At 71.1% G+C, this 19,784-nt stretch carries 18 protein-coding genes and 2 tRNA genes; 10 read left to right on the top strand and 10 right to left on the bottom strand.

The window, feature by feature from the left end:
• Nucleotides 1-99 precede the first annotated feature (99 nt).
• The 3 genes from recF to HBH26_RS11170 all read right to left on the bottom strand — a co-directional run bounded on the left by recF (nt 100) and on the right by HBH26_RS11170 (nt 3,320).
• On the bottom strand, nt 100-1,146 hold the full coding sequence (gene recF, locus HBH26_RS11180; RefSeq protein ID WP_168134687.1) for a DNA replication/repair protein RecF: 1,047 nt from the start codon (nt 1,144-1,146) through the stop codon (nt 100-102).
• Nucleotides 1,147-1,195: 49 nt separating this feature from the next.
• On the bottom strand, nt 1,196-1,975 hold the full coding sequence (locus HBH26_RS11175) for a Coq4 family protein (protein ID WP_168134686.1): 780 nt from the start codon (nt 1,973-1,975) through the stop codon (nt 1,196-1,198).
• 61 nt (nt 1,976-2,036) lie between these two features.
• Nucleotides 2,037-3,320, bottom strand: a complete 1,284-nt coding sequence (locus HBH26_RS11170; RefSeq protein ID WP_168134685.1) for an MFS transporter — start codon at nt 3,318-3,320, stop codon at nt 2,037-2,039.
• A 113-nt stretch (nt 3,321-3,433) separates the two neighbouring features.
• Between HBH26_RS11170 and HBH26_RS11165 the strand changes: the two genes are divergently transcribed.
• On the top strand, nt 3,434-3,811 hold the full coding sequence (locus HBH26_RS11165) for a hypothetical protein (protein ID WP_168134684.1): 378 nt from the start codon (nt 3,434-3,436) through the stop codon (nt 3,809-3,811).
• Nucleotides 3,812-3,887: 76 nt separating this feature from the next.
• On the opposite strand, the gene mutL is transcribed toward HBH26_RS11165, so the two are convergent.
• Nucleotides 3,888-5,699 carry a DNA mismatch repair endonuclease MutL gene (mutL, locus tag HBH26_RS11160; protein ID WP_168134683.1) on the bottom strand — a complete coding sequence of 604 codons (1,812 nt, stop codon included), beginning with the start codon at nt 5,697-5,699 and terminating at the stop codon, nt 3,888-3,890.
• Between the two features lie 131 nt (nt 5,700-5,830).
• Between mutL and HBH26_RS11155 the strand changes: the two genes are divergently transcribed.
• The 6 genes from HBH26_RS11155 (at nt 5,831) to HBH26_RS11130 (ending at nt 11,893) form a co-directional block, all read left to right on the top strand.
• Nucleotides 5,831-6,871, top strand: coding sequence for a rod shape-determining protein (locus tag HBH26_RS11155; protein ID WP_168134682.1), 1,041 nt, complete (start codon nt 5,831-5,833; stop codon nt 6,869-6,871).
• Between the two features lie 183 nt (nt 6,872-7,054).
• A complete protein-coding gene (locus tag HBH26_RS11150) occupies nt 7,055-7,972 on the top strand; it encodes a rod shape-determining protein MreC (protein ID WP_338057334.1) in 918 nt (305 codons plus the stop codon).
• A complete protein-coding gene (locus tag HBH26_RS11145; RefSeq protein WP_338057333.1) occupies nt 7,969-8,478 on the top strand; it encodes a rod shape-determining protein MreD in 510 nt (169 codons plus the stop codon). The genes HBH26_RS11150 and HBH26_RS11145 overlap by 4 nt, the downstream gene beginning before the upstream one ends.
• Entirely contained in the window at nt 8,478-10,619 is a 2,142-nt protein-coding gene (gene mrdA / locus HBH26_RS11140; protein WP_168134929.1) for a penicillin-binding protein 2, read from the top strand. The genes HBH26_RS11145 and mrdA overlap by 1 nt, the downstream gene beginning before the upstream one ends.
• The gene (gene rodA / locus HBH26_RS11135) at nt 10,619-11,725 is read left to right on the top strand and encodes a rod shape-determining protein RodA (RefSeq protein ID WP_209308501.1); all 1,107 of its coding nucleotides are present in this window, start codon (nt 10,619-10,621) and stop codon (nt 11,723-11,725) included. The genes mrdA and rodA overlap by 1 nt, the downstream gene beginning before the upstream one ends.
• Before the next feature lie 92 nt (nt 11,726-11,817).
• Nucleotides 11,818-11,893: transfer RNA gene (locus HBH26_RS11130), tRNA-Lys, on the top strand.
• Nucleotides 11,894-12,041: 148 nt separating this feature from the next.
• On the opposite strand, the gene HBH26_RS11125 is transcribed toward HBH26_RS11130, so the two are convergent.
• The 5 genes from HBH26_RS11125 to phhA all read right to left on the bottom strand — a co-directional run bounded on the left by HBH26_RS11125 (nt 12,042) and on the right by phhA (nt 17,123).
• Nucleotides 12,042-13,058: an amidohydrolase gene (locus HBH26_RS11125; RefSeq protein WP_209308500.1), complete on the bottom strand. Its 1,017-nt coding sequence runs from the start codon at nt 13,056-13,058 to the stop codon at nt 12,042-12,044.
• Between the two features lie 334 nt (nt 13,059-13,392).
• Nucleotides 13,393-13,755, bottom strand: coding sequence for a Rieske (2Fe-2S) protein (locus HBH26_RS11120; RefSeq protein WP_168134681.1), 363 nt, complete (start codon nt 13,753-13,755; stop codon nt 13,393-13,395).
• Nucleotides 13,752-15,032: a homogentisate 1,2-dioxygenase gene (hmgA, locus tag HBH26_RS11115; protein ID WP_420824989.1), complete on the bottom strand. Its 1,281-nt coding sequence runs from the start codon at nt 15,030-15,032 to the stop codon at nt 13,752-13,754. Before hmgA ends, HBH26_RS11120 begins: the two co-directional genes overlap by 4 nt.
• A gap of 157 nt (nt 15,033-15,189) precedes the next feature.
• A complete protein-coding gene (gene hppD, locus HBH26_RS11110; protein ID WP_168134679.1) occupies nt 15,190-16,242 on the bottom strand; it encodes a 4-hydroxyphenylpyruvate dioxygenase in 1,053 nt (350 codons plus the stop codon).
• Nucleotides 16,239-17,123 carry a phenylalanine 4-monooxygenase gene (gene phhA, locus HBH26_RS11105; protein WP_168134678.1) on the bottom strand — a complete coding sequence of 295 codons (885 nt, stop codon included), beginning with the start codon at nt 17,121-17,123 and terminating at the stop codon, nt 16,239-16,241. The genes hppD and phhA overlap by 4 nt, the downstream gene beginning before the upstream one ends.
• Before the next feature lie 96 nt (nt 17,124-17,219).
• Between phhA and HBH26_RS11100 the strand changes: the two genes are divergently transcribed.
• Nucleotides 17,220-17,690, top strand: coding sequence for an Lrp/AsnC family transcriptional regulator (locus tag HBH26_RS11100; RefSeq protein ID WP_168134677.1), 471 nt, complete (start codon nt 17,220-17,222; stop codon nt 17,688-17,690).
• Between the two features lie 39 nt (nt 17,691-17,729).
• Here HBH26_RS11100 and HBH26_RS11095 read toward each other — a convergent pair.
• Nucleotides 17,730-17,816: transfer RNA gene (locus HBH26_RS11095), tRNA-Leu, on the bottom strand.
• A 124-nt stretch (nt 17,817-17,940) separates the two neighbouring features.
• Between HBH26_RS11095 and HBH26_RS11090 the strand changes: the two genes are divergently transcribed.
• Entirely contained in the window at nt 17,941-18,870 is a 930-nt protein-coding gene (locus HBH26_RS11090) for a complex I NDUFA9 subunit family protein (protein ID WP_168134676.1), read from the top strand.
• 12 nt (nt 18,871-18,882) lie between these two features.
• Entirely contained in the window at nt 18,883-19,680 is a 798-nt protein-coding gene (locus HBH26_RS11085; RefSeq protein ID WP_168134675.1) for an undecaprenyl-diphosphate phosphatase, read from the top strand.
• The last annotated feature ends 104 nt before the right edge of the window (nt 19,681-19,784 follow it).

The raw sequence follows: 19,784 nt of genomic DNA, 5'->3' as shown, positions 1-19,784 counted from the left end.
GCGGAAGCATCCGTCCGCCGGAGAGGTGAAACCTTCAGTTTCTTACAAGTCTTCGCGAGAAGAAGGGCAATTGTAAGAAACCAAGGAAACCCACTTGATTCAGAGCAGGAGGCGCGTGGTCTGCGCCTCGTCGGGCAGGGTCGCAAAAAGTGCGGGCTCCGTGCCGGTCATCCACACCTGCCCCATGCCGCGAAGCCGCGCGAACAGCGCGGCACGGCGCGCCGGGTCGAGATGGGCGGCGACTTCGTCCAGCAGCAGCAGCGGGCGCGTCCGCCGCCGCGCCGCCACCAGCGCAGCGTGCGCGAGGACGATGCCGAGCAGCAGCGCCTTCTGCTCCCCGGTGGAGGCGTGGGCGGCGGCGCGCGCCTTCTCGACATGGGTGACGACCAGGTCGACGCGATGCGGGCCGACCAGCGCGCGGCCCGCCGCCGCGTCGCGCGCGCGCGACCGCGCCAGCGCGTCGAGCAGCGCGGGCTCGTCGCCCTCCCACCCCTCCAGCGCGAGCGCGGCGCGCGGGAAATCGCCGCCCGGCGTCCCCGCCAGCGCGGCGTCGAGCGCGGCGACCGTGTCGCGCCGCGCGGCATCGAGCGCGGCGCCGTGGCGCGCCATCTGCGCCTCCAGCGCGGCGAGCCAGTCGGCGTCGGGCCGCTCGTCCGCCAGCACGCGGTTGCGGTCGCGCATCGCCGCGTCGTAGCGCGCGGCGTGGGTGGCGTGCGTGGGGGCGAGCGCGAGCGTCAGCCGGTCGAGGAAGCGGCGCCGCTCCCCCGCGGGCTCCACGAACAGCCGGTCCATCGCCGGGGTGAGCCACAGGATCGCCGCCCGCTCGGCCAAGGCGGCGGCAGGGGCGGCGGCGCCGTTGACGCGCACCACGCGGCGCTCGGGCGCGCTCGCCAGCGTGCCGGTGGACAGCTCCACCGCGTCGCCCAGCGTGGCGGCGACGCCGAAGCCGCCGTCCCCGTCGTGCCGCGCCATGTCGGACAGCGCCGCCCGGCGCAGCCCGCGCCCGGGCGCGAGCAGCGACACCGCCTCCAGCACGTTGGTCTTGCCCGCGCCATTGGGACCCGTCAGCACGACGAAGTCGCGCGCCGGCGCGATCGTCAGCGCGGCGTGGCTGCGATAATCGGTGAGGACCAGCCGCGAGAGCATCGCGCGGGGATGTAGGCGCCGCGTGGCCGGCCGTCACCCCGCCGCGATGTCACGCCGCCAGCTGCTGCTCCTCGCGCCGGGCGCTCAGATAGGAGGCCATCGCCGGTCCCAGCTCGCGCTGCGCGCGGCGGTACAGCACCGGCTCCTTGATGTTGAGCCGGCGACGCACGTCCTCGATCGGCTCGTGCAGGAGCGTCAGGTAATCCTCGCCGGAAATCCACTTCGCGGCGCGACCGTGACGATAGCCCTCCACCACCGCCCTCGCGAACAGCGTGCCGCCCGTCACCTTCAGGCTCTTCAGCGCCGCGGCGCCGCCGATGAAGGCCCAGCCGAGACCGCCGACCTGCGCGTAGCTGAACGCGACCAGGCACGCCTCGCCCAGGCTCTCGTCCGCCTGATAGCCGGTGAGGACGTGCCAGATGTCGTGCGTGTCGCGGATGCGGCGGCCCATCCAGGCATAGGGATGCGCCAGGTCGTCCTCGCCCGGCTCCAGCTTGCTCACCTCGACCAGGCCGTCGGCGGAATAGCCCGTGCTCTCGAGGAAGTGGCGATAGGCCGCGCCGACGGTGCCGGGCGCGAAGGACGCGACGAAGGCGGGGTCGGAAAAACGCTCCGCCAGTTCCACCTGATCGTGCGCGATGCGGCCCCCCTTCGCCGTGGCGATCAGCCGCGCGTAATTCTGCGGCGCGTTGCCGACGTTGAGCGCGCGCATGATGCGGAAGACCTGCGTGGTGTCGTCGCCGTTCGCCAACAGCTTGCGGATCGCGTCGAACGCGGTGCCCCAGTCGCGGCGGCCGCTGGTGTCCGGAAACGGGGGAAGCTTGGCCATGGCACGGATCCTTGCTGACACGATTGTCAATAGATGATCGCTGACATAGGTGTCAATATCGTTATCGCCGTTCCAGCCGCGGCAACAGCACGAGGAAGCCGAGCGCGGACACGGCGAGCGCGGCGGAGAGCAGCCCCATCGGCGCCAGGTTGCTGCCGGTCGCGTCGCGCACCGCGGGGACGACGTTCTGCGCCGCGAAGCCGCCCAGGTTGCCGATCGAGTTGATCGCCGCCAGCCCGGCGGCGGCGTGGGCGCCGGTCAGCAGCCGCTGCGGCACCGACCAGAACACCGGCTGCCCGGCGAAGACCGCGGCGGCGGCGAGGCACAGGCACGCGAACTTCGCCGCCGCGCCGGGCAGCAGCACGGACCCGAGCAGCGCGGCGGCGGCGACCAGCAGCGGCGCGACGATGTGCCACCGGCTGGTGCCGTGGCGCGCGGCGTGGCGCGGCACCCACCACAAGGCGAGCGCGACAAACAGCCAGGGGATGACGTTCAGCACGCCGTTCTGAAGGTTGGTCGCGCCGAACCCCTTCACGATCGTGGGCAGCCAATATCCCAGGCCATAGGCGCCGAGCGGCATGCCGAAATACAGCGCGGCGAGCAGCAGCACGCGGCGATCGAGCATCGCGCGCCACGCCGATCCCTCCACCTGCTGCGCAGGCTCCGCCGCCAGCTCGGCGGCGAGCCACGCCTTCTCGCCGTCCGACAGGAATCGCGCCTCCGCCGGGCGGCTGGGCAGTGCCAGGATCACCACCGGCGCGAGCAGCACCGCGGGCGCGCCGGTGGCGAGGAAGATCCACTGCCAGCCGGCGAAGCCCGCCACGCCGTCCAGCTCCAGCAACGCGCCGCCGACCAGCGACCCGACCGCGTTGGCGAGCGCGGAGGCGATCATGAACCAGCCCACCATGCGCGCGCGCCTGGCCTGCGGGTACCACAAAGTCAGGAGGTAGAGCACGCCGGGAAAGAATCCCGCCTCCGCCGCGCCGAGCAGGAAGCGCAGGACGTAGAACATCGTCGGCCCGGTGGTGAAGCCGAGCGCGACCGTGACGAGACCCCAGGTGAACAGGATGCGCGCGAACCACAGCCGCGCGCCGACACGGGCGAGGATCAGGTTCGACGGCGCCTCGAACAGGAAATAGCCGAGGAAGAACAGGCTGGCGCCCAGCCCGTACGCCGCTTCCGACAGGCCGAGCGCGCCGACCATCTCCAGCTTGGCGTAGGAGACGTTCTGCCGGTCGATATAGGCGACGAGGTAGAGGATGAAGAGCAGCGGCATGAGCCGCCGGCTGATGCGGCGCAGCGTCGCCTCTCCGTCGATTGCGCTGACCCCCGCCGATTCCGCCATCCCGCCTCTCCCGTTGGTAGCGCTATGCCGGGGCCGCGCCGCGCGCGCCAGACGCGACGGGTAAAACGTGTTCGGTTACGGGATGTTAAGCGCCCTGTGTCTTCCTGCCGCCCATGTTCGAGATCAGCACCGAGCCGCAGCACAAGCTGGTCCGCCTGAGACTGACGGGGATGCTGACTCGCGACGGCGTCGCCGACCTGTACCGGCAGGAGCACGCGGCGATCGCGGCGATGGGATGTCGCCTGGGCGATCATCTGTGCATCGTCGACCTGACCGATTGTCCGCTGCAGATCCAAGACGTCGCCAGCGCGTTCCAGTCGGAGATCGGGTCCGAGGGCAAGGCGCGGCGCCTCGCCATGTACACCGGGCGCGCGCTCGCCCGCATGCAGGCCCGCCGCATCGCGGGTGCGCGCGACGACGTCGCCATCTTCGAGCATCGCGAGGAGGCGGAGGCGTGGCTGCTCGCCGGCGGGGACGGGCAGGCGGGATAGCCCGCGCCCCGGGGGGCGCGTGGCCCTCGGCAGGTCTTCCCGGGGTTGTCCCGGGATGACGTCGGGTGCAGCCCCCTCAGCGCCGTCCGAACAGCTTCTCGATGTCGCCGTGCGCCAGCTTCACCCAGGTCGGTCGCCCGTGGTTGCACTGGCCCGAGTGCGGCGTCACCTCCATCTCGCGCAGCAGCGCGTTCATTTCCGCCACGGACAGGACGCGGCCGGCGCGGACCGAGCCGTGGCAGGCCATGGTGCCTGCCACCGCGTCCAGCCGCTCGCGCAGGGACAGCGCCTCGTCATAGGCGGCGAGTTCGTCGGCGAGGTCGGCGACGAGGCCGGCGGGATCGGCCTGGCCGAGCAGCGCGGGGGTCGCGCGGACCAGCATGGCGCGCGGGCCGAAGCGTTCGAGGTCGAGGCCGAAGTCGGACAGTTCGGCGGCGCGCGCCTCCAGCCGGTCGCAGGCGGGCTCGTCCAGCTCCACCACCTCGGGCAGCAGCAGCGCCTGCGCCGCGACGCGCCCGCCCGCGAGCGCACGGCGCATCCGTTCGAGCACCAGCCGCTCGTGCGCGGCGTGCTGGTCGACGAGGACGAGGCCGTCGCCGGCTTCGGCCACGATATAGGTCTTCGCCACCTGCCCGCGCGCGACGCCGAGCGGGTGGTCGGTGGTGGCGGGTGGCGCGGCGGTCGCCGGCTCCGCGCGCGCGGCGGGAGGCGGCGCGAAGAAGGTGGGGCGGGGATCGTGGAAGGAAAGCCCTCTTCCCTGTGGGGAGAGGGTTGGGTGAGGCGCCGCCGCGAACGTGTCGCTCGGTGAGACTTCCGCCCCTCCCCCAACCCCCTCCCCGTAGGGGCGGGGGCTTTCATGAGACCATAGCGCCATCACGTCGGCCGGCGCCGAATGCGCCACCCGGTGCCCCGCCGCATCCAGCGCGCGGCGCAGGCCGGAGACGATCAGGCCGCGGACCAGCTGGGGATCGCGGAAGCGGACCTCGGTCTTCGCCGGGTGGACGTTGACATCGACCTCCGACGGGGGGACGTCGAGGAACAGCGCGACCACGGCGTGGCGGTCGCGCGGCATCATCTCCGCATAGGCGCCGCGGATCGCGCCGATCAGCAGCCGGTCCTTCACCGGGCGGCCGTTCACGAACAGATACTGATGGTCGGCCACGCCGCGATGGAAGGTCGGCAGGCCCGCGACCCCACCCAGCACGTGCCCCTCCCGCTCGAAGTCGATCGCGACCGCATTGTCGGCGAGCGCGCGGTCGGTGAGCGCGGCGACGCGATCGGGCCGGTGCTGCGCCGCCGCGACGGACAGCGCGCGGCGGCCGTCGTGCTCGACGCTGAAGGCGACCTCCGGCCGCGCCATGGCGAGGCGCTTCACCACGTCCAGGCAGGCGGCATATTCGGCGCGGGCGGAGCGCAGGAACTTGCGGCGGGCGGGGACGCGCGCGAACAGCCCCTCGGCGACGACGCGGGTGCCGGGCGGCATGGCCGCCGGCCCCTCGCGTTCAGCCACGCCGTTGTCGATCGTCACCGCCCAGCCCTCGCATCCCGGCGGGCGGCTCTCGATCGTCAGCCGCGCGACCGAGGCGATCGAGGGCAGCGCCTCGCCGCGGAAACCCAGCGTGGCGACGGTGTCGATGTCGTCGGTGGGCAGCTTCGACGTGGCGTGACGCTCCAGCGCCAGCCGAATCTCGTCGGGCGCCATGCCGCGGCCGTCGTCCGCCACCTCGATCCGGTCGACGCCGCCGCCGGCGAGCACCACGGCGACCCGTGCCGCGCCCGCGTCCAGCGCATTCTCCACCAGCTCCTTCAACGCGCTGGCCGGTCTTTCCACCACTTCACCGGCGGCGATCCGGTTGACGAGATGCGACGGGAGGCGGCGTATTGACACGGGGCAGGTCCCTAGCCCAAGCGGCCCCATCCCGCGAGCCTGGAAGTTGCCCCGCCACCGCGCGCATCGGCCGGGCGGGATGAACGGCACCCCCCACCGGCAGCGCTGCCGGTCAATGGACATTCCTTCTCATGTTCTTCTCGCGCCTGTTCAAGATGACCTCGCACGACATGGCGATCGACCTCGGCACCGCCAACACGGTGGTCTACGTCCGCGGCCGCGGCATCGTGCTGAACGAACCGTCGGTGGTCGCGGTGGAGACGATCAACGGCGTCAAGAAGGTGAAGGCGGTCGGCGAGGACGCCAAGCTGATGATGGGCAAGACGCCCGGTTCGATCGAGGCGATCCGCCCGCTTCGCGACGGCGTGATCGCCGACATCGACGTCGCCGAGCAGATGATCAAATACTTCATCGAGAAGGTGCACGGCCGACGCCGCTTCATGCGCTGGCCCGAGATCGTGATCTGCGTGCCCTCCGGTTCGACCAAGGTGGAGCGGCGCGCGATCCGCGACGCGGCGCAGAACGCGGGAGCGAGCGCGGTCTATCTGATCGAGGAGCCGATGGCCGCTGCGATCGGCGCCGACATGCCGGTGACGGAACCGATCGGCAGCATGGTGGTCGACATCGGCGGCGGCACGACCGAGGTCGCCGTCCTGTCGCTGCGCGGCCTCGCCTACACCACCAGCGTGCGCGTGGGCGGCGACAAGATGGACGACGCGATCGTCAGCTACGTGCGCCGCAACCACAACCTGCTGATCGGCGAGGCGACGGCGGAGCGGATCAAGCAGGAGCTGGGCTGCGCCAAGCCGCCGGTCGACGGCATCGGCAAGACCGTGCACATCAAGGGCCGCGACCTCGTCAACGGCGTGCCCAAGGAGATCCAGATCAACCAGGCGCAGATCGCCGAGGCGGTGAGCGAGCCCGTCGCCACGATCGTCGACGGCGTGCGCATCGCGCTGGAGAACACCGCGCCCGAGCTGGCCGCGGACATCGTCGACCAGGGCATCGTGCTGACCGGCGGCGGCGCGCTGCTGCAGGGGCTGGACGAGGTGCTGCGCGACGAAACCGGCCTGCCCGTCACGATCGCGGACGACCCGCTGATCTGCGTCGCCGTCGGCACCGGACGCGCGCTGGAGGACCCGATGTTCCGCGCGGTGCTGCAGAACGGGTGAAAGCGACTCGCCGCTTCCACTTTGTTGCAAGGTCGCTAGACCACGCTTCGTCAGAATCGACACCACCCCGTTCGGCCTGAGCGACGTCGAAGGCCATACGCTGTCGGCTGTGCTTCGACCTCGCTCAGCACGAACGGAGCGGAGTTGCGGTCCGCGACAGTGGGAAACGGTTAGTTTGGGAGAATGGCGGCAATGGCGCCGTCGCGCGATCGGCGTCCCGGCTTCTCCAGGCGGGCGCAATACGGGCTGTTCGTCACCTACGTCCTCGGCATCGCCGGGGCGGTGGTGGGGGCCGCCCTGCTCGCGCTGTCCACCGTCAACCCCGCGGGATTCGCGGCGCTGCGCAGCGGCGTGGCGGAACTGACCGCGCCGGCGTCGGGCGGGATCGCCGTCGTCGTGCGCGGCATCGCATCGGTGCCGCAGGCGATCGGCGGCTGGATCGACGTCCACGGCGAGAACGCGCGGCTGAAGGCGCGAATGGATCGCGCCGCCGGCGCGCTGATGACGGGGCGTGCCGCGGTGATCGAGAATGCGCGGCTGCGCCGTCTCCTGGCCTTTCGCGAGCGTGACGAGGGCGTGGTCGCCACCGCGCGGATCGTCAGCACCTCGGCCAGCAGCACGCGCCGCTACGGCCTGCTCAACGCCGGTCGCTGGCAGGGCGTGGAGGAGGGCCAGCCGGTTCGCGGACCCGAGGGGCTGATCGGCCGCGTGCTGGAGGCGGGGCCGAACACCGCGCGCGTGCTGCTGGTGACCGATCCGGAAAGCGTGGTGCCCGTCCGCCGCCTGCGCGACGGGCGCGCCGCGCTGGTGGCGGGGCGCGGCGACGGGCTGGTCGACGTGCGCACGATCGACACCGCGGACGGCCAGTTCCGCCCCGGCGACGTCTACGTGACGACGGGGGTCGGCGGCATCTACACGCCCGGCGTCGCGGTCGCGATCGGCACCGCGCGGGGCACGGACAGCGCCGCGGCGCAGCCGTTCGCGCGCCCCGATTCGCTCGACGTGGCGATGGTCTCGCGCCAGTATTTCGCGCCCCCGCCGCCGGCGCCCGCCCCGTCCCCCGCACCCTCCCCCTCGCCCAGCCCGAGCGCGGCGCCGTGACGCTGCCGCCGCGCGCGCCCTTCGCCGAGCCGATGGCCGCGGGCCGGGCGCGGCTGCTGCCGTGGACGACGGTGATGGCGGGGTCGCTCGTCACCATCCTGCCGCTGGGCGCCACCTTGCCGCTGCTGCCGCCGTTCGGGCTGCTGGTGCTGCTCGCCTGGCGGCTGCTCGCGCCGCTGGCGCTGCGGCTGTGGGCGCCCGCGCTGCTCGGCTTCTTCGACGATCTCGTCTCCGGCCAGCCGGTGGGCAGCGCCACGCTGCTGTGGCCCCTCGCCTATTTCCTCGCCGACGCGCTGGAGGCGCGGTCGGGGGTGCGCGACTTCTGGACGATCTGGCTGATCGCCTCCTTCGCGATCGCGCTCGTCCTGCTTGCCGGGCGCGTCATCGCGACGCCGTGGACCGCGCCCGTCCTGCTGGCGCTTTGCGTGCAGATCGTGCTGTCGGTCCTCGCCTTTCCGCTGGTCGCGCGATCGGTCGCGTTCGTCGACCTGAAGCGCGCGGGATGATGCGCCGCGCGCCCCGCGTCCTGACCGAGGCGGCGCAGGCGCTGAGCTTCTCGCGCCGCGCCTGGCTGCTCGGCGCGGCGCAGCTGGGCGTCGGCGGGCTGCTGATCGGCCGCATGGGCTGGCTCGCGATCGCGGAGAACGAGCGCTACAACCTCCTCTCCGAATCGAACCGCGTCAACGCCACGCTGATCCCGCCGCGGCGCGGCTGGATCGTCGACCGCTACGGCCAGCCGATCGCCAGCAACCGCACCGACTTCCGCGTCGACGTGATCCCCGACCGCCTGCGCGAGCCCGACCGCGTGCTGGAGATCCTGCGCCAGCTCCTGCGCCTGACGCCCGAGGACATGCAGCGGATCGAGGCGGACATGAAGAAGGCCGCCGGGTTCCAGCCCGTGGAGATCGTCGACAACATCGACTGGGAGCGGTTCGCCGCCGTGCAGGTGCGCCAGCCCGAGCTGCCCGGCGTCGCCCCCACCCGCGGCTTCGCGCGCCACTATCCCGCGGGTGCGGCGGTGGCGCACCTGACCGGCTACGTCGGCGCCGCCAATGCCGAGCAGTACAAGGAGACGCGCGATCCCCTGCTCGTCACCCCCGGCTTCAAGCTGGGCAAGGACGGACTGGAGAAGACGCTGGAGCCGATCCTGCGCGGCAAGCCCGGCGCCAAGCGGATCGAGGTAACGGCGCGCGGCAAGCTGGTGAAGGAACTCGCCACCCGGGTCGACACGCCGGGGCGCACCGTCCACCTGACGATCGACGCGGGGTTGCAGGAATATGCCGCGCGGCGGCTGGGCACCAACTCCGGCTCGGCCGTCGTCTTCGACGTAAAGTCGGGCGAGATGCTGTGCATGGTCTCCATGCCGGCCTACGACCCGAACAGCTTTTCCGACGGGATCAGCCATCTGGAATGGAAGATGCTGTCGGACGACGACCACGTGCCCTTGATGAACAAGGTGACGCAGGGGCTCTACCCGCCGGGTTCCACCGTGAAGCCGATGAACGGCCTCGCCCTGCTCGCCGCCGGGGTGAAGGCGGAGGAGCGCGTGTTCTGCTCGGGCGCGCTGCGCGTCGGCACCGGCGTGTTCCACTGCCACAAGCGCCGCGGGCACGGGCCGCTCAACCTTCGCCAAGCGATCGAGCAGAGCTGCGACATCTATTTCTACGAAATGGTGCGCCGCGTCGGCTACGACCGGATCGCGCCGGTCGCGCGAATGCTGGGGCTGGGCCAGAAGTTCGACCTGCCGTTCAGCACGCAGCGCTACGGCACGGTGCCCGACAGCGCGTGGAAGCAGCGCAAGTACAGGAGCGACTGGAAGGTCGCCGATTCGCTCAACGCCTCGATCGGCCAGGGCTACGTCCTCGCCAACCCGCTCCAGCTCGCCGTGATGGCGACGCGGCTCGCCTCCGGCCTCGACACAATCCCCACGCTGCTGCGTGATCCGTTCAAGCCCGGCGCGCGCGCGCTCGGCATCGACGCGGACCATTTCCGCATCATCCGGGAGGCGATGTACGGCGTGGTCAACGGCGGGGGCACCGGCGGCGCGGCGCGGATGCAGGTGCCGGGCGTCGGCCTCGCCGCGAAGACCGGCACCGCGCAGGTGCGGCGCATCACCATGGCGGAGCGGCGCGGCGGCGTGCTGAGCAATGCGCAGCTGCCCTTCAAGCTGCGCGACCACGCGCTGTTCGTCTGCTTCGCCCCTTACGACAATCCGCGCTACGCCGCCGCCATCGTGCTGGAGCACAACGGCCATACCGTGCGCAATCTCGACACCCCGCTGATCGGGCGCGACATCATGACGTACCTGTTCGACCGCGAGCGCGCGCTGAAGAGCCTGGCCGAGGTGGAGCCGACCTGGGGCGGCGACATCCGCACCCGCATGGCGGCGCAGGAGGCGGCCTATCGCGCGGCGCAGGTCCCCGTCGCGGAGGCCGCGGCGACCGCCGACGACGTGCCGGCGGCCAGCGTCTCCAACGCGGTGGGCGCCGCCACCGACGCCTCCAACGCCAGCGCGGAGGCGGTGGCGCGCGACGTGCGCAACGGCGAGGGGCCGGCGCGCGTCGGATCGCCCGAGCCGGAGACGGAGGCGGAGCGGCGCGCCACCCCGCTCGCCGACGACGCACCCGCCGCGGGCGCGCGCCGCTGATGCGCCCCGCCCTTCCCGCCCCGCTCGCCGGCCTGCCGTGGCGGGTGCTGCTGATGGTCGCCGCGATCGGCGGCTTCGGCCTGGTCGTCCTCTTCTCCGCCGCGAACGGCAGCCTGCGCCCCTGGGCGCTGCCGCAGGGGGTGCGGTTCGTCGTCTTCCTGACGGGCGCGGTCGTGCTGTCGCGCATCCCGCTGGACTGGGTGCGGCGCGCCGCCTTTCCCGCTTACGGCGCGCTGCTGATCGCGCTGCTGCTGGTCGAGATGCTGGGCGCGGTGCGCGGCGGCAGCCAGCGCTGGCTGGACCTGGGCTTCATCCGGTTGCAGCCGTCGGAGCTGATGAAGCTGGCGATCGTGCTCGCCTGCGCGCGCTTCTACGAACTGCTGCCCGCGGCGGAGACGCGGCGGTTCCAGGCGATCTGGCCGGCGGCGGTGCTGATCGGCCTGCCGGCGGTGCTGGTGATGCTGCAGCCGGACCTGGGCACCGCGCTGATGATCTGCGCCGGCGGCGGCACCGTCATGTTCCTCGCCGGCGTTCCGCTGCGCCTGTTCATCGGCGGCGCGGCGGGGGTGGCGGTGGCGGCGCCGCTAGCGTTCATGTTCCTGCTCCACGACTATCAGCGCAACCGCGTGCTGATCTTCATGGATCCGGAGAGCGACCCGCTGGGCACCGGCTACCACATCAGCCAGTCGAAGATCGCGATCGGATCGGGCGGTCTCTTCGGCAAGGGCTTCCTGAACGGGACGCAGAGCCACCTCGACTATCTGCCCGAGGGACACACCGACTTCGTCTTCGCGACCATGGCGGAGGAATGGGGTCTCGCCGGCGGCGTGTTCGTCATCGCCGCCTTCCTGCTCGTCATCCGCTGGGGCGTGAACGTGGGGGTGAAGGCGGAGACGCGCTTCGCCAAGCTGACCGCGGCGGGGCTGTCGGCGACGATCTTCTACTATGTCGCGATCAACCTGATGATGGTGATGGGCCTCGCCCCCGTGGTCGGGATCCCCCTGCCCCTCGTCAGCTTCGGCGGATCCGCGCAGATGACGGTGCTGATCTCACTCGGCCTGCTGATGGCGATCGACCGCGACAATCGCCGGTCCGCGCGCTGGTAGCGCAAAAAAGGGGTTTACACGGCGCGCCGCCCCTTGCTAACGGCGCGCTTCCCGATCGGGACCGGTCCTCGCGACCGACCCTCCACGGTCATGGACGCATAGCTCAGTTGGTAGAGCAGCTGACTCTTAATCAGCGGGTCCTTGGTTCGAGCCCAAGTGCGTCCACCACCCCTCCGCCGCAGGAATCAGCCAATTACGACGACGGGTGAGGTGCATCCGTTCGACAGCGTCCGGCTGGCTTCCCGATCGATCAGCACCAAGCCCGATGCGGTTCGACGCGGCTCGTCCTGGCGGACGTCGGCCATCCCATCCTCGCTCACTTCGCCTGCGCCGGCGCGGCGCCCGCGCCGTTCAGGAAATCGAGCGCGGTCAGCACGTGGGCGCGCACGCCGACGGGGAGCGCGGCCTCGTCCACGGTGAATTGCGGGGAGTGGTTGGGCGCCGCATCCGCGCCGATGCCCAGGTGATAGAACATGGTGGGCGCCACCGCGGCGAAGGCGGAGAAATCCTCCGCGCCCATCACGTAGTCGGCATCGCCGCGCACCCCGGCCCCGGCGGCGCGCGCCAGCGTCGGCTCCATCGCGCGGGCCAGTGCGGGATCGTTGGCGGTGACCGCGTTGCGGCCGACCCAGCGCAGCGCGATGCCCGCGCCATATTGCGCGCCGATCGCCTTCAGCGCGCCGTCGATCCGCGCCATCACGTCGGTGCGCATCGCCGGATCGAAGGTGCGCAGCGTGCCCGTCATCTCGAAGGTGCCGGGGATGATGTTGTGGCGCGTTCCCAGCCGGATCTCGCCCACGGTCAGCACCGTGGGCGCGTGCGCGACGTTCAGCTGGCGCGCCGCGATCTGGTTGAACGCCTGCACGATGCTGGCCGACACCGACGCCGCGTCCACGCCGTTCCACGGCATGGCGCCGTGCGTCTGCCGCCCCGTGACCGTCATCTCCCACGTGTCCGATCCCGCCATGAACGGGCCGGAGCGCCACACCAGCGAGCCGACCTCGCCAGGAAAGACGTGGAGGCCGAAGATCGCGTCGGGCTTCGGCGCGGCCAGCGCGCGCTCGGCCACCATCAGCGGCGCGCCGCCCTTCTCGCCCACCGGCGGGCCTTCCTCCGCGGGCTGGAACACCAGCACGACCGTGCCCGCGATCCGGTCCTTCATGCCCGCCAGGATTTCCGCCGCGCCCATCAGCATCGCGACGTGCGCGTCGTGGCCGCAGGCGTGCATGACGGGCACGTTGCGCCCGGCGAAGGTGGCGGTCGCCTTCGACGCGAAGGGCAGCCCGGTCTGCTCGGCGACGGGCAGCGCGTCCATGTCCGCGCGCAGCGCCACCACCTTGCCGGGGGCGAGCGCCCTTCAGCACGCCGACCACGCCGTGTCGGGCGACGCCGGTGCGCACCTCGTACCCCAGGCGGCGGAGATGCGCGGCGACCAGCGCGGCGGTGCGCGCCTCCTGATTGGAGAGTTCGGGATGCTCGTGGATGTCGCGCCGCCACGCCACCACCTTGGGCTGGATCGCGGTGGCCGCGGCGGCCACGCGGTCGCGCTCTACCTGTGCCGGCGCGGCCTGTGCCACCAGCGCCATCGCCGCGAGGAATGCCGTCATCGATCCGCCCCTTCTGCCGTCCAGGGCGGCACGATGGCGCGGTTCGCCGGCGCTGTCACGTCAGACGGTGCGGATCTCCCCGTCGATCACGTCGACCGGCCAGGGCGTCAGCGCCTGCCCCGCGCACGGTCCGCCCACGCAGCGGCCGTCCGCGGGATCGAACAGTGCGCCGTGCCAGCTGCACGCGATCAGCCGGCCGTCCGCGGTCAGATAGTCGTCGAGCCTCTGTGCGAGCGGCAGCCCGGCGTGGGGGCAACGGTCGACATAGCCGTGGACGGCATCGCCGCGGCGCACGACGAAGCCGTGGAAGCGCCCGGCGCGCAACTGCAGGACGAAGTTGCGCGCCGCGCCGTCGGCGATCAGCGAAAGCGGGCCGAGGCGCACGCCGGGCGGCGTCGCGGCCAGCCGCGCGGTCTCGCTCATCCGCGCGGCACCGACGCCTTGGCGAAGCCGGTCCACACGTCGTCGTAGTCGAGCTGGCGCGTCGGCGTCGCTTCCGCCCAGCGCGACAGGCGGACGACGTGGCGCGTCTCGAACATGAAGGCCATGGTGCCGTCGATCTTCACCGGCGTCAGCTCGGCCGCGACCGCCTTGTCGTAGGCCGCCTTGTCGGGCCCGTGGCCGTTCATCTGGTTGTGCAGGCTCGCCCCGCCGGGAACGAAGCCGCCGCCTTCCTTGGCGTCGTACGCGCCCGCGATCAGCCCCATGAACTCGCTCATCACGTTGCGGTGGAACCACGGCGGGCGGAACGTCCCCTCCGCCACCATCCAGCGCGGCGGGAAGATCACGAAATCGCAACTGGCGGTGCCCGGCGTGTCCGACGGACTGGTCAGCACGGTGAAGATCGAGGGGTCGGGATGGTCGAAGCTGACCGTGTTGATCGTGTTGAAACGCGTCAGATCGTAGCGATAGGGCGCCAGGTTGCCGTGCCAGGCGACGACGTCGAACGGCGAGTGGTCGAGCGTGGTCGTCCACAGCCCGCCCTGGAACTTCTGCACCACCTCGCACGCGGCGTCGACATCCTCGAACCAGGCGACCGGCGTCTCGAAGTCGCGCGGATTGGCGAGGCCGTTGGCGCCGATCGGGCCCAGGTCGGGCAGGCGGAACGGCGCGCCGTAATTCTCGCAGACGTAGCCGCGCGCGCGCCCGTCCGGCAGCGCCACGCGAAAGCGGACGCCGCGCGGGATCACCGCGATCTGCTGCGGCGCGACGTCGATGCGGCCGAGCTCGGTGGCGATCGACAGCCGCCCCTCCTGCGGCACGATCAGCCACTCGCCGTCCGCGCTGAAGAAGGCGCGCGCCATGTCGGCGGTGGCGGCGTAGCCGTGGATGCCGACGCCCGTCTGCTCCGCCACGCTGCCGGTGCCGCCGTAGCTGACCAGCGCATCCACGAAGTCGCTCGCCCCCTCGGGCCAGGGCAACGCGTCCCAGCGCAGCCGGTTGGGGCTGGGCGGCACCGCGTCGAACGGCGCGGAGGCGAGGTGCGGCGCGCCGTCGTAGCGGGTGAAGGCGGGATGGTTGGCGGTGGGGCGAAGGCGGTAGAGCCAGGACCGGCGGTTCTCGTGCCGCGGCGCGGTGAAGGCGCTGCCGGAGAGCTGCTCGGCGTAGAGGCCGAACGGCACCTTCTGCGGGCTGTTGCGCCCGATCGGCAGCGCGCCCGCGACCGCCTCCGTCGCGACGTGGTTGCCGAAGCCGGGGATGTAGTCTGCCGCGTCCGTCACCTTATCCTCCGTCACCCCGGCGAAGGCCGGGGTCCAGCTTCCTTCATCGCACCCGCCGGCGCGTCAGTCGCGGCAAAGCCGCGCCTTGTGCGCCGGCTCCGCCACGCTGGCCCTTCGCGCGCGCATCGCTGGATGCTTACGCATCCACCGTGATGACGCCGCGACGGATCTGGTCCAGCTCAATGCTCTCGAACAATGCCTGAAAATTGCCGTTGCCGAAGCCCTGGTTGCCCTTGCGCTGGATGATCTCGAAGAAGATCGGGCCGACCATGTTCTCGGTGAAAATCTGGAGCAGGATGCCCTCCTCGCCGACGTTGCCGTCGATCAGGATGCGGTTGCGCTTCAGCCGCGCCAAATCCTCGCCATGGCCGGGCACGCGCTTGTCGACCAGCTCGTAATAGGTCTCGATCGTGTCCTGCAACCGCACGCCGCGCGCACGCAGCTTCTCCACCGTGCCGTAAATGTCGTCGGTGGTCAGCGCGAGGTGCTGGATCCCCTCGCCGTTATACTCGCGGATGAATTCCTCGATCTGCGACTTCTCGTCCTGCGATTCGTTCAGCGGGATGCGGATGGCGCCGTCGGGTGCAATCATCGCCTGGCTGAACAGGCCGGTCGCCTTGCCCTTGATGTCGAAATACTTCTGTTCCTCGAACCCGAACAGGCGGCCGTAGAAGCTGGACCAGGTCCGCATCTCGCCGCGGCGCACGTTGTGCGTCAGGTGGTCGAGCAGGTCGAGCCCGACGTTGTTCCGCGCCGCCGCCTCCTGCCAGCCCTCGATCTCGTTCCAGTCGGCGTAGAGGTCCGCGCCCGCCTTCACGAGATAGAGGTAGCTGCCGCCGATCCCCTCGATCGCGCAGCTGCCCTCCCCCAGCGTGCCCCGGCCCGCGTCCACCGCGCTCGCGCCCTCGGCCAGCCCGTGGCGGTAGGCGGCCGCCGGATCGGCGACGCGGAACGCCATGCCGCTGGCGGACGGGCCGTGCTCGGCGCGGAAATCGGCGGCCTGCCCCTCGGCCTCGCGATTGAGCAGCAGGTTGATGCGCCCCTGGCGATAGCGGGTCACGTCCTTCGTCGGGTGGCGGTGCGAGGCGACGAAGCCCATCGCCTCGAACTGCGCGGCCAGCGCGTCCGCATCGGGCGAGGTGAATTCGCAGAACTCGAAGCCGTCGAGACCCAGCGGGTTGTCCGTCATGATGTCAGCCTTTGCGAGGAGGCGGCGTGGTTCGCGCGGGCGTGGGCCTGCGTGCCGCGGGTGAAGACGTGGTCGTCGGGCAGCAGCGCGCCGACGGGGATGTCCGGCTGCCCGGCGAGTTCGGCGTAGAGCGGGCCGAAATCGGTGTTGAGCGTGCGGTCCAGCAGGTCGTCGAAGCTGTCGATGACGAAATAATTCTGCTGGAAATCGTCGATCCGGTACTCGGTGCGCATCACGCGGGCGAGATCGAAGCCGATGCGGTTGGGCGACGGATCCTCCAGCGCGAAGATCGATTCGGCGGAGGAGGAGACGATGCCCGCGCCGTACAGCTTCATGCCGTCCCCATCGCGGATCAGCCCGAACTCGACCGTGTACCAGTAGAGCCGCGACAGCCGCTGGATCGCGCCCAGTCCCGCCGCACGCTGCCCGCCCTGGCCGTACGCCTGCATGTAATCGGCGAAGACGGGATGGGCGAGCAGCGGGACGTGGCCGAACACGTCGTGGAAGACGTCCGGTTCCTGCAGATAGTCGAGCTGCTCGGGCCGCCGGATGAAGTTGCCGGAGACGAAACGGCGGTTGGCGAGGTGATCGAAGAACACGTCGTCGGGCACCAGCCCGGGCACGGCCACCACCTGCCACCCGGTCGCCTTCATCAGCCGGTCGGACAGCTCGTCGAAATCGGGTATCCCCGGCTTCGACAAACGAAGCACGTCCAGGCCGGCGATGAACTCGGGCGCGACGCGGCCGGGCAGCAGCTTCGCCTGCCGCTCGAACAGCGTGTCCCAGGTGGCGTGATCCTCGGCCGAGTAGCGGTCCCACCCCTGCGGGATGGTCCAGTCGGCGGCGGCCCCTGCGGGACGGGTCAGCGAAGCGTCGGCCATGGCGCGGATGATGGCAGGACGGGACGACGAATGCTTATCATTCTTCCCTCCTCAAACGGGTGGAGGCGAAATGCCGTTTCGATTAACGTGTGATGGATGAAACAGGTTCAGCAACTCGACGCGATCGACCGCAAGATCGTCGCATCGCTCCAGCACGACGCCACGCTCAGCAACGCCGACCTCGCCGAGCGGGTCGGCGCCTCTCCCGCCTCGTGCTGGCGGCGCGTGAAGGCGCTGGAGGCGGCGGGCGTGCTGACGCGCACGGTGCGGCTGGTCGATCCCGCGGCGGTGGGGCGTGGCGTGAACGTGCTGTGCAACGTGCGGATGCGCACCCACGCGATCGAGGCGCGACAGGATTTCGAACGCTTCGTCGACGGCCGGCCGGAGATCATCGAGAGCTTCTCGATGTCGGGCGACTGGGACTATCTGCTGCGGATCGTCGTCGCCGACGTGGGCGACTACAACCATTTCCTCATGCAGACGCTGCTGGGCCACCCCTCCGTCGCGGGCGCCTCGTCGCATTTCGCGCTGTCGATGACGAAATACACGACCGCCTTCCCGGTGTGACGCGGTCCCCGTGAGGGGAAATATCGTGCAGAAAGAAAGTGGTGCCCAGAAGAGGACTCGAACCTCCACGCCGTTACCAGCGCCGCCACCTGAAGACGGTGCGTCTACCAATTCCGCCATCTGGGCACGGGGGGCCTCGGTGAAGCCCCGGTAGGCGGGCGCCTCTACGAGAGGGTCAGCGACCTTGTCAACGGGGGTTTCGCACGGCAGAGGCGGCGCAGCGAAAAAAGGTGCGAGGCGGGTTGTGGTGATGAAGGACAAACTGGTCACGCTGATCGGCGGCGGCGGCTTTATCGGCCGCTACGTCGCGCAGGCGCTGCTCTCCACCGGCGCGCGGGTGCGCGTGGCGGAGCGGGATCCGCGCAAGGCGTTCTTCCTGCGCCCGCTGAGCGCGCTGGGGCAGACGCAGTTCGTCGCCGCCGACGTCACCCGGCCGGACACGATCGCGCGCGCCGTCCACGGCGCGGACGCGGTGGTGAACCTGGTCGGCGCGTTCGACGGCAATCTCGAGCGGATCCACGTGGAGGGGCCGCGCGCGATCGCCGAGGCCGCTGCGGCGGGCGGGGCGTCGCTGGTCCACGTGTCCGCGGTCGGGGCCGACGCGGCATCGCCCGCGCGTTATGCCCGCACCAAGGCGGCGGGCGAAGAGGCGGTGCGTGGCGCGCATGCCGGCGCGACGATCCTGCGTCCCACCACCGTGTTCGGCCGCGAGGATCAATTCATCAACCGCTTCGCCGGGATGATTGCCGCCCTGCCGGTCGTGCCGGTGCTGAAGCCCGACACCCGCTTCCAGCCCGTGTTCGTCGGCGACGTCGCGCAGGCGGTGATGGCCGCGCTGGGCGATCCGGCGGCGTTCGGCGGGCGCACCTTCGAGCTCGGCGGTCCGGAAGTGCTGACCATGCTGGCGCTGCACGAGCGGATCGCCGCGTTGATCGGCCGCAAGCCCCGGCTGCTGCCGCTGCCCGACGTGCTCGGCGGCGTGGTCGCCGCCCTCCCCTTCTCGCCGCTGTCGGGCGACCAGTGGAAGCTGCTGCAGCGCGACGCGGTGGTGGCGAACGGTGCCGAGGGGCTCGACGCGCTGGGCGTGGCGCGCACCCCGCTGGAGGCGGTGGCCGACAAGTGGCTGGTCCGCTACGTCCGTGCCGGGCGGTTCGGCCAGCAGGCGAGCGCCCGCGCCTAGGAGATCGCACCCGTGAACGACGTCCTGACCGCCATCCTCCTCGGCATCGTGGAGGGGGTGACGGAATTCCTGCCCGTGTCTTCCACTGGGCACCTGGTGCTCGCGACCGAACTGCTCGGCTACGATCCCAAGCGCTGGGCGGTGTTCAACATCGCGATCCAGCCCGGCGCGATCCTCGCCATCGTGGCGCTGTACTGGCGCACCTTCCTCGCCGTCGCGACGGGCCTCGCCAAGCGCGAGCCGCAGTCGGTCGCGTTCGTGCGCAATCTGCTGCTCGCCTTCGTGCCCGCGGTGGCGCTGGGGCTCGCCTTCAACGATGAGATCGAGGCGCTGCTGGAGAGCGCGGTGACGGTCGCCTGGGCGCTGATCGCCGGCGGCATCGCGATCCTCGTCATCGAGCGGCTGGCGAAGACGCACACGGTCGGCGGCATCTCGGGCGTGTCGAGCGGCCAGTCGCTGAAGATCGGGCTGGTGCAATGCATCGCGATGATCCCGGGGGTCAGCCGGTCGGGCGCGACCATCATGGGCGCGATGGCGCTCGGCATCGACCGCCGGACCGCGGCGGAATTCTCGTTCTTCCTGGCGCTGCCGACGCTGACGGGCGCCACCGTGCTGCAGCTCGTTAAGCATCGCGACGCGATCACCGGGGGCGACGTGCAGCTGATCGCGATCGGGTTCGTCGTGTCCTTCGTGGTGGCGCTCGCCGTGGTGAAGGCGTTCCTGGCGGTCGTGACGAAGCACGGATTTGCCCCGTTCGCCTGGTATCGGATCGTCGCGGGTGCCCTGGCCCTAGGGTTTTTGTACAGTTAGGTCCGGATCGGTATTGATTTAGCGCCAGGTTGTTGCGATACGCTCTCAGGACAGGTGATCCGCGAACTTTATAGGTCCGGTTCGCGCCCCATCTGTGTGAAAGC

The sequence above is a fragment of the Sphingomonas corticis genome (assembly GCF_012035195.1).
In the GTDB taxonomy this organism is placed as follows: domain Bacteria; phylum Pseudomonadota; class Alphaproteobacteria; order Sphingomonadales; family Sphingomonadaceae; genus Sphingomonas; species Sphingomonas corticis.
This window is presented reverse-complemented; position numbering and strand designations above follow the sequence as displayed.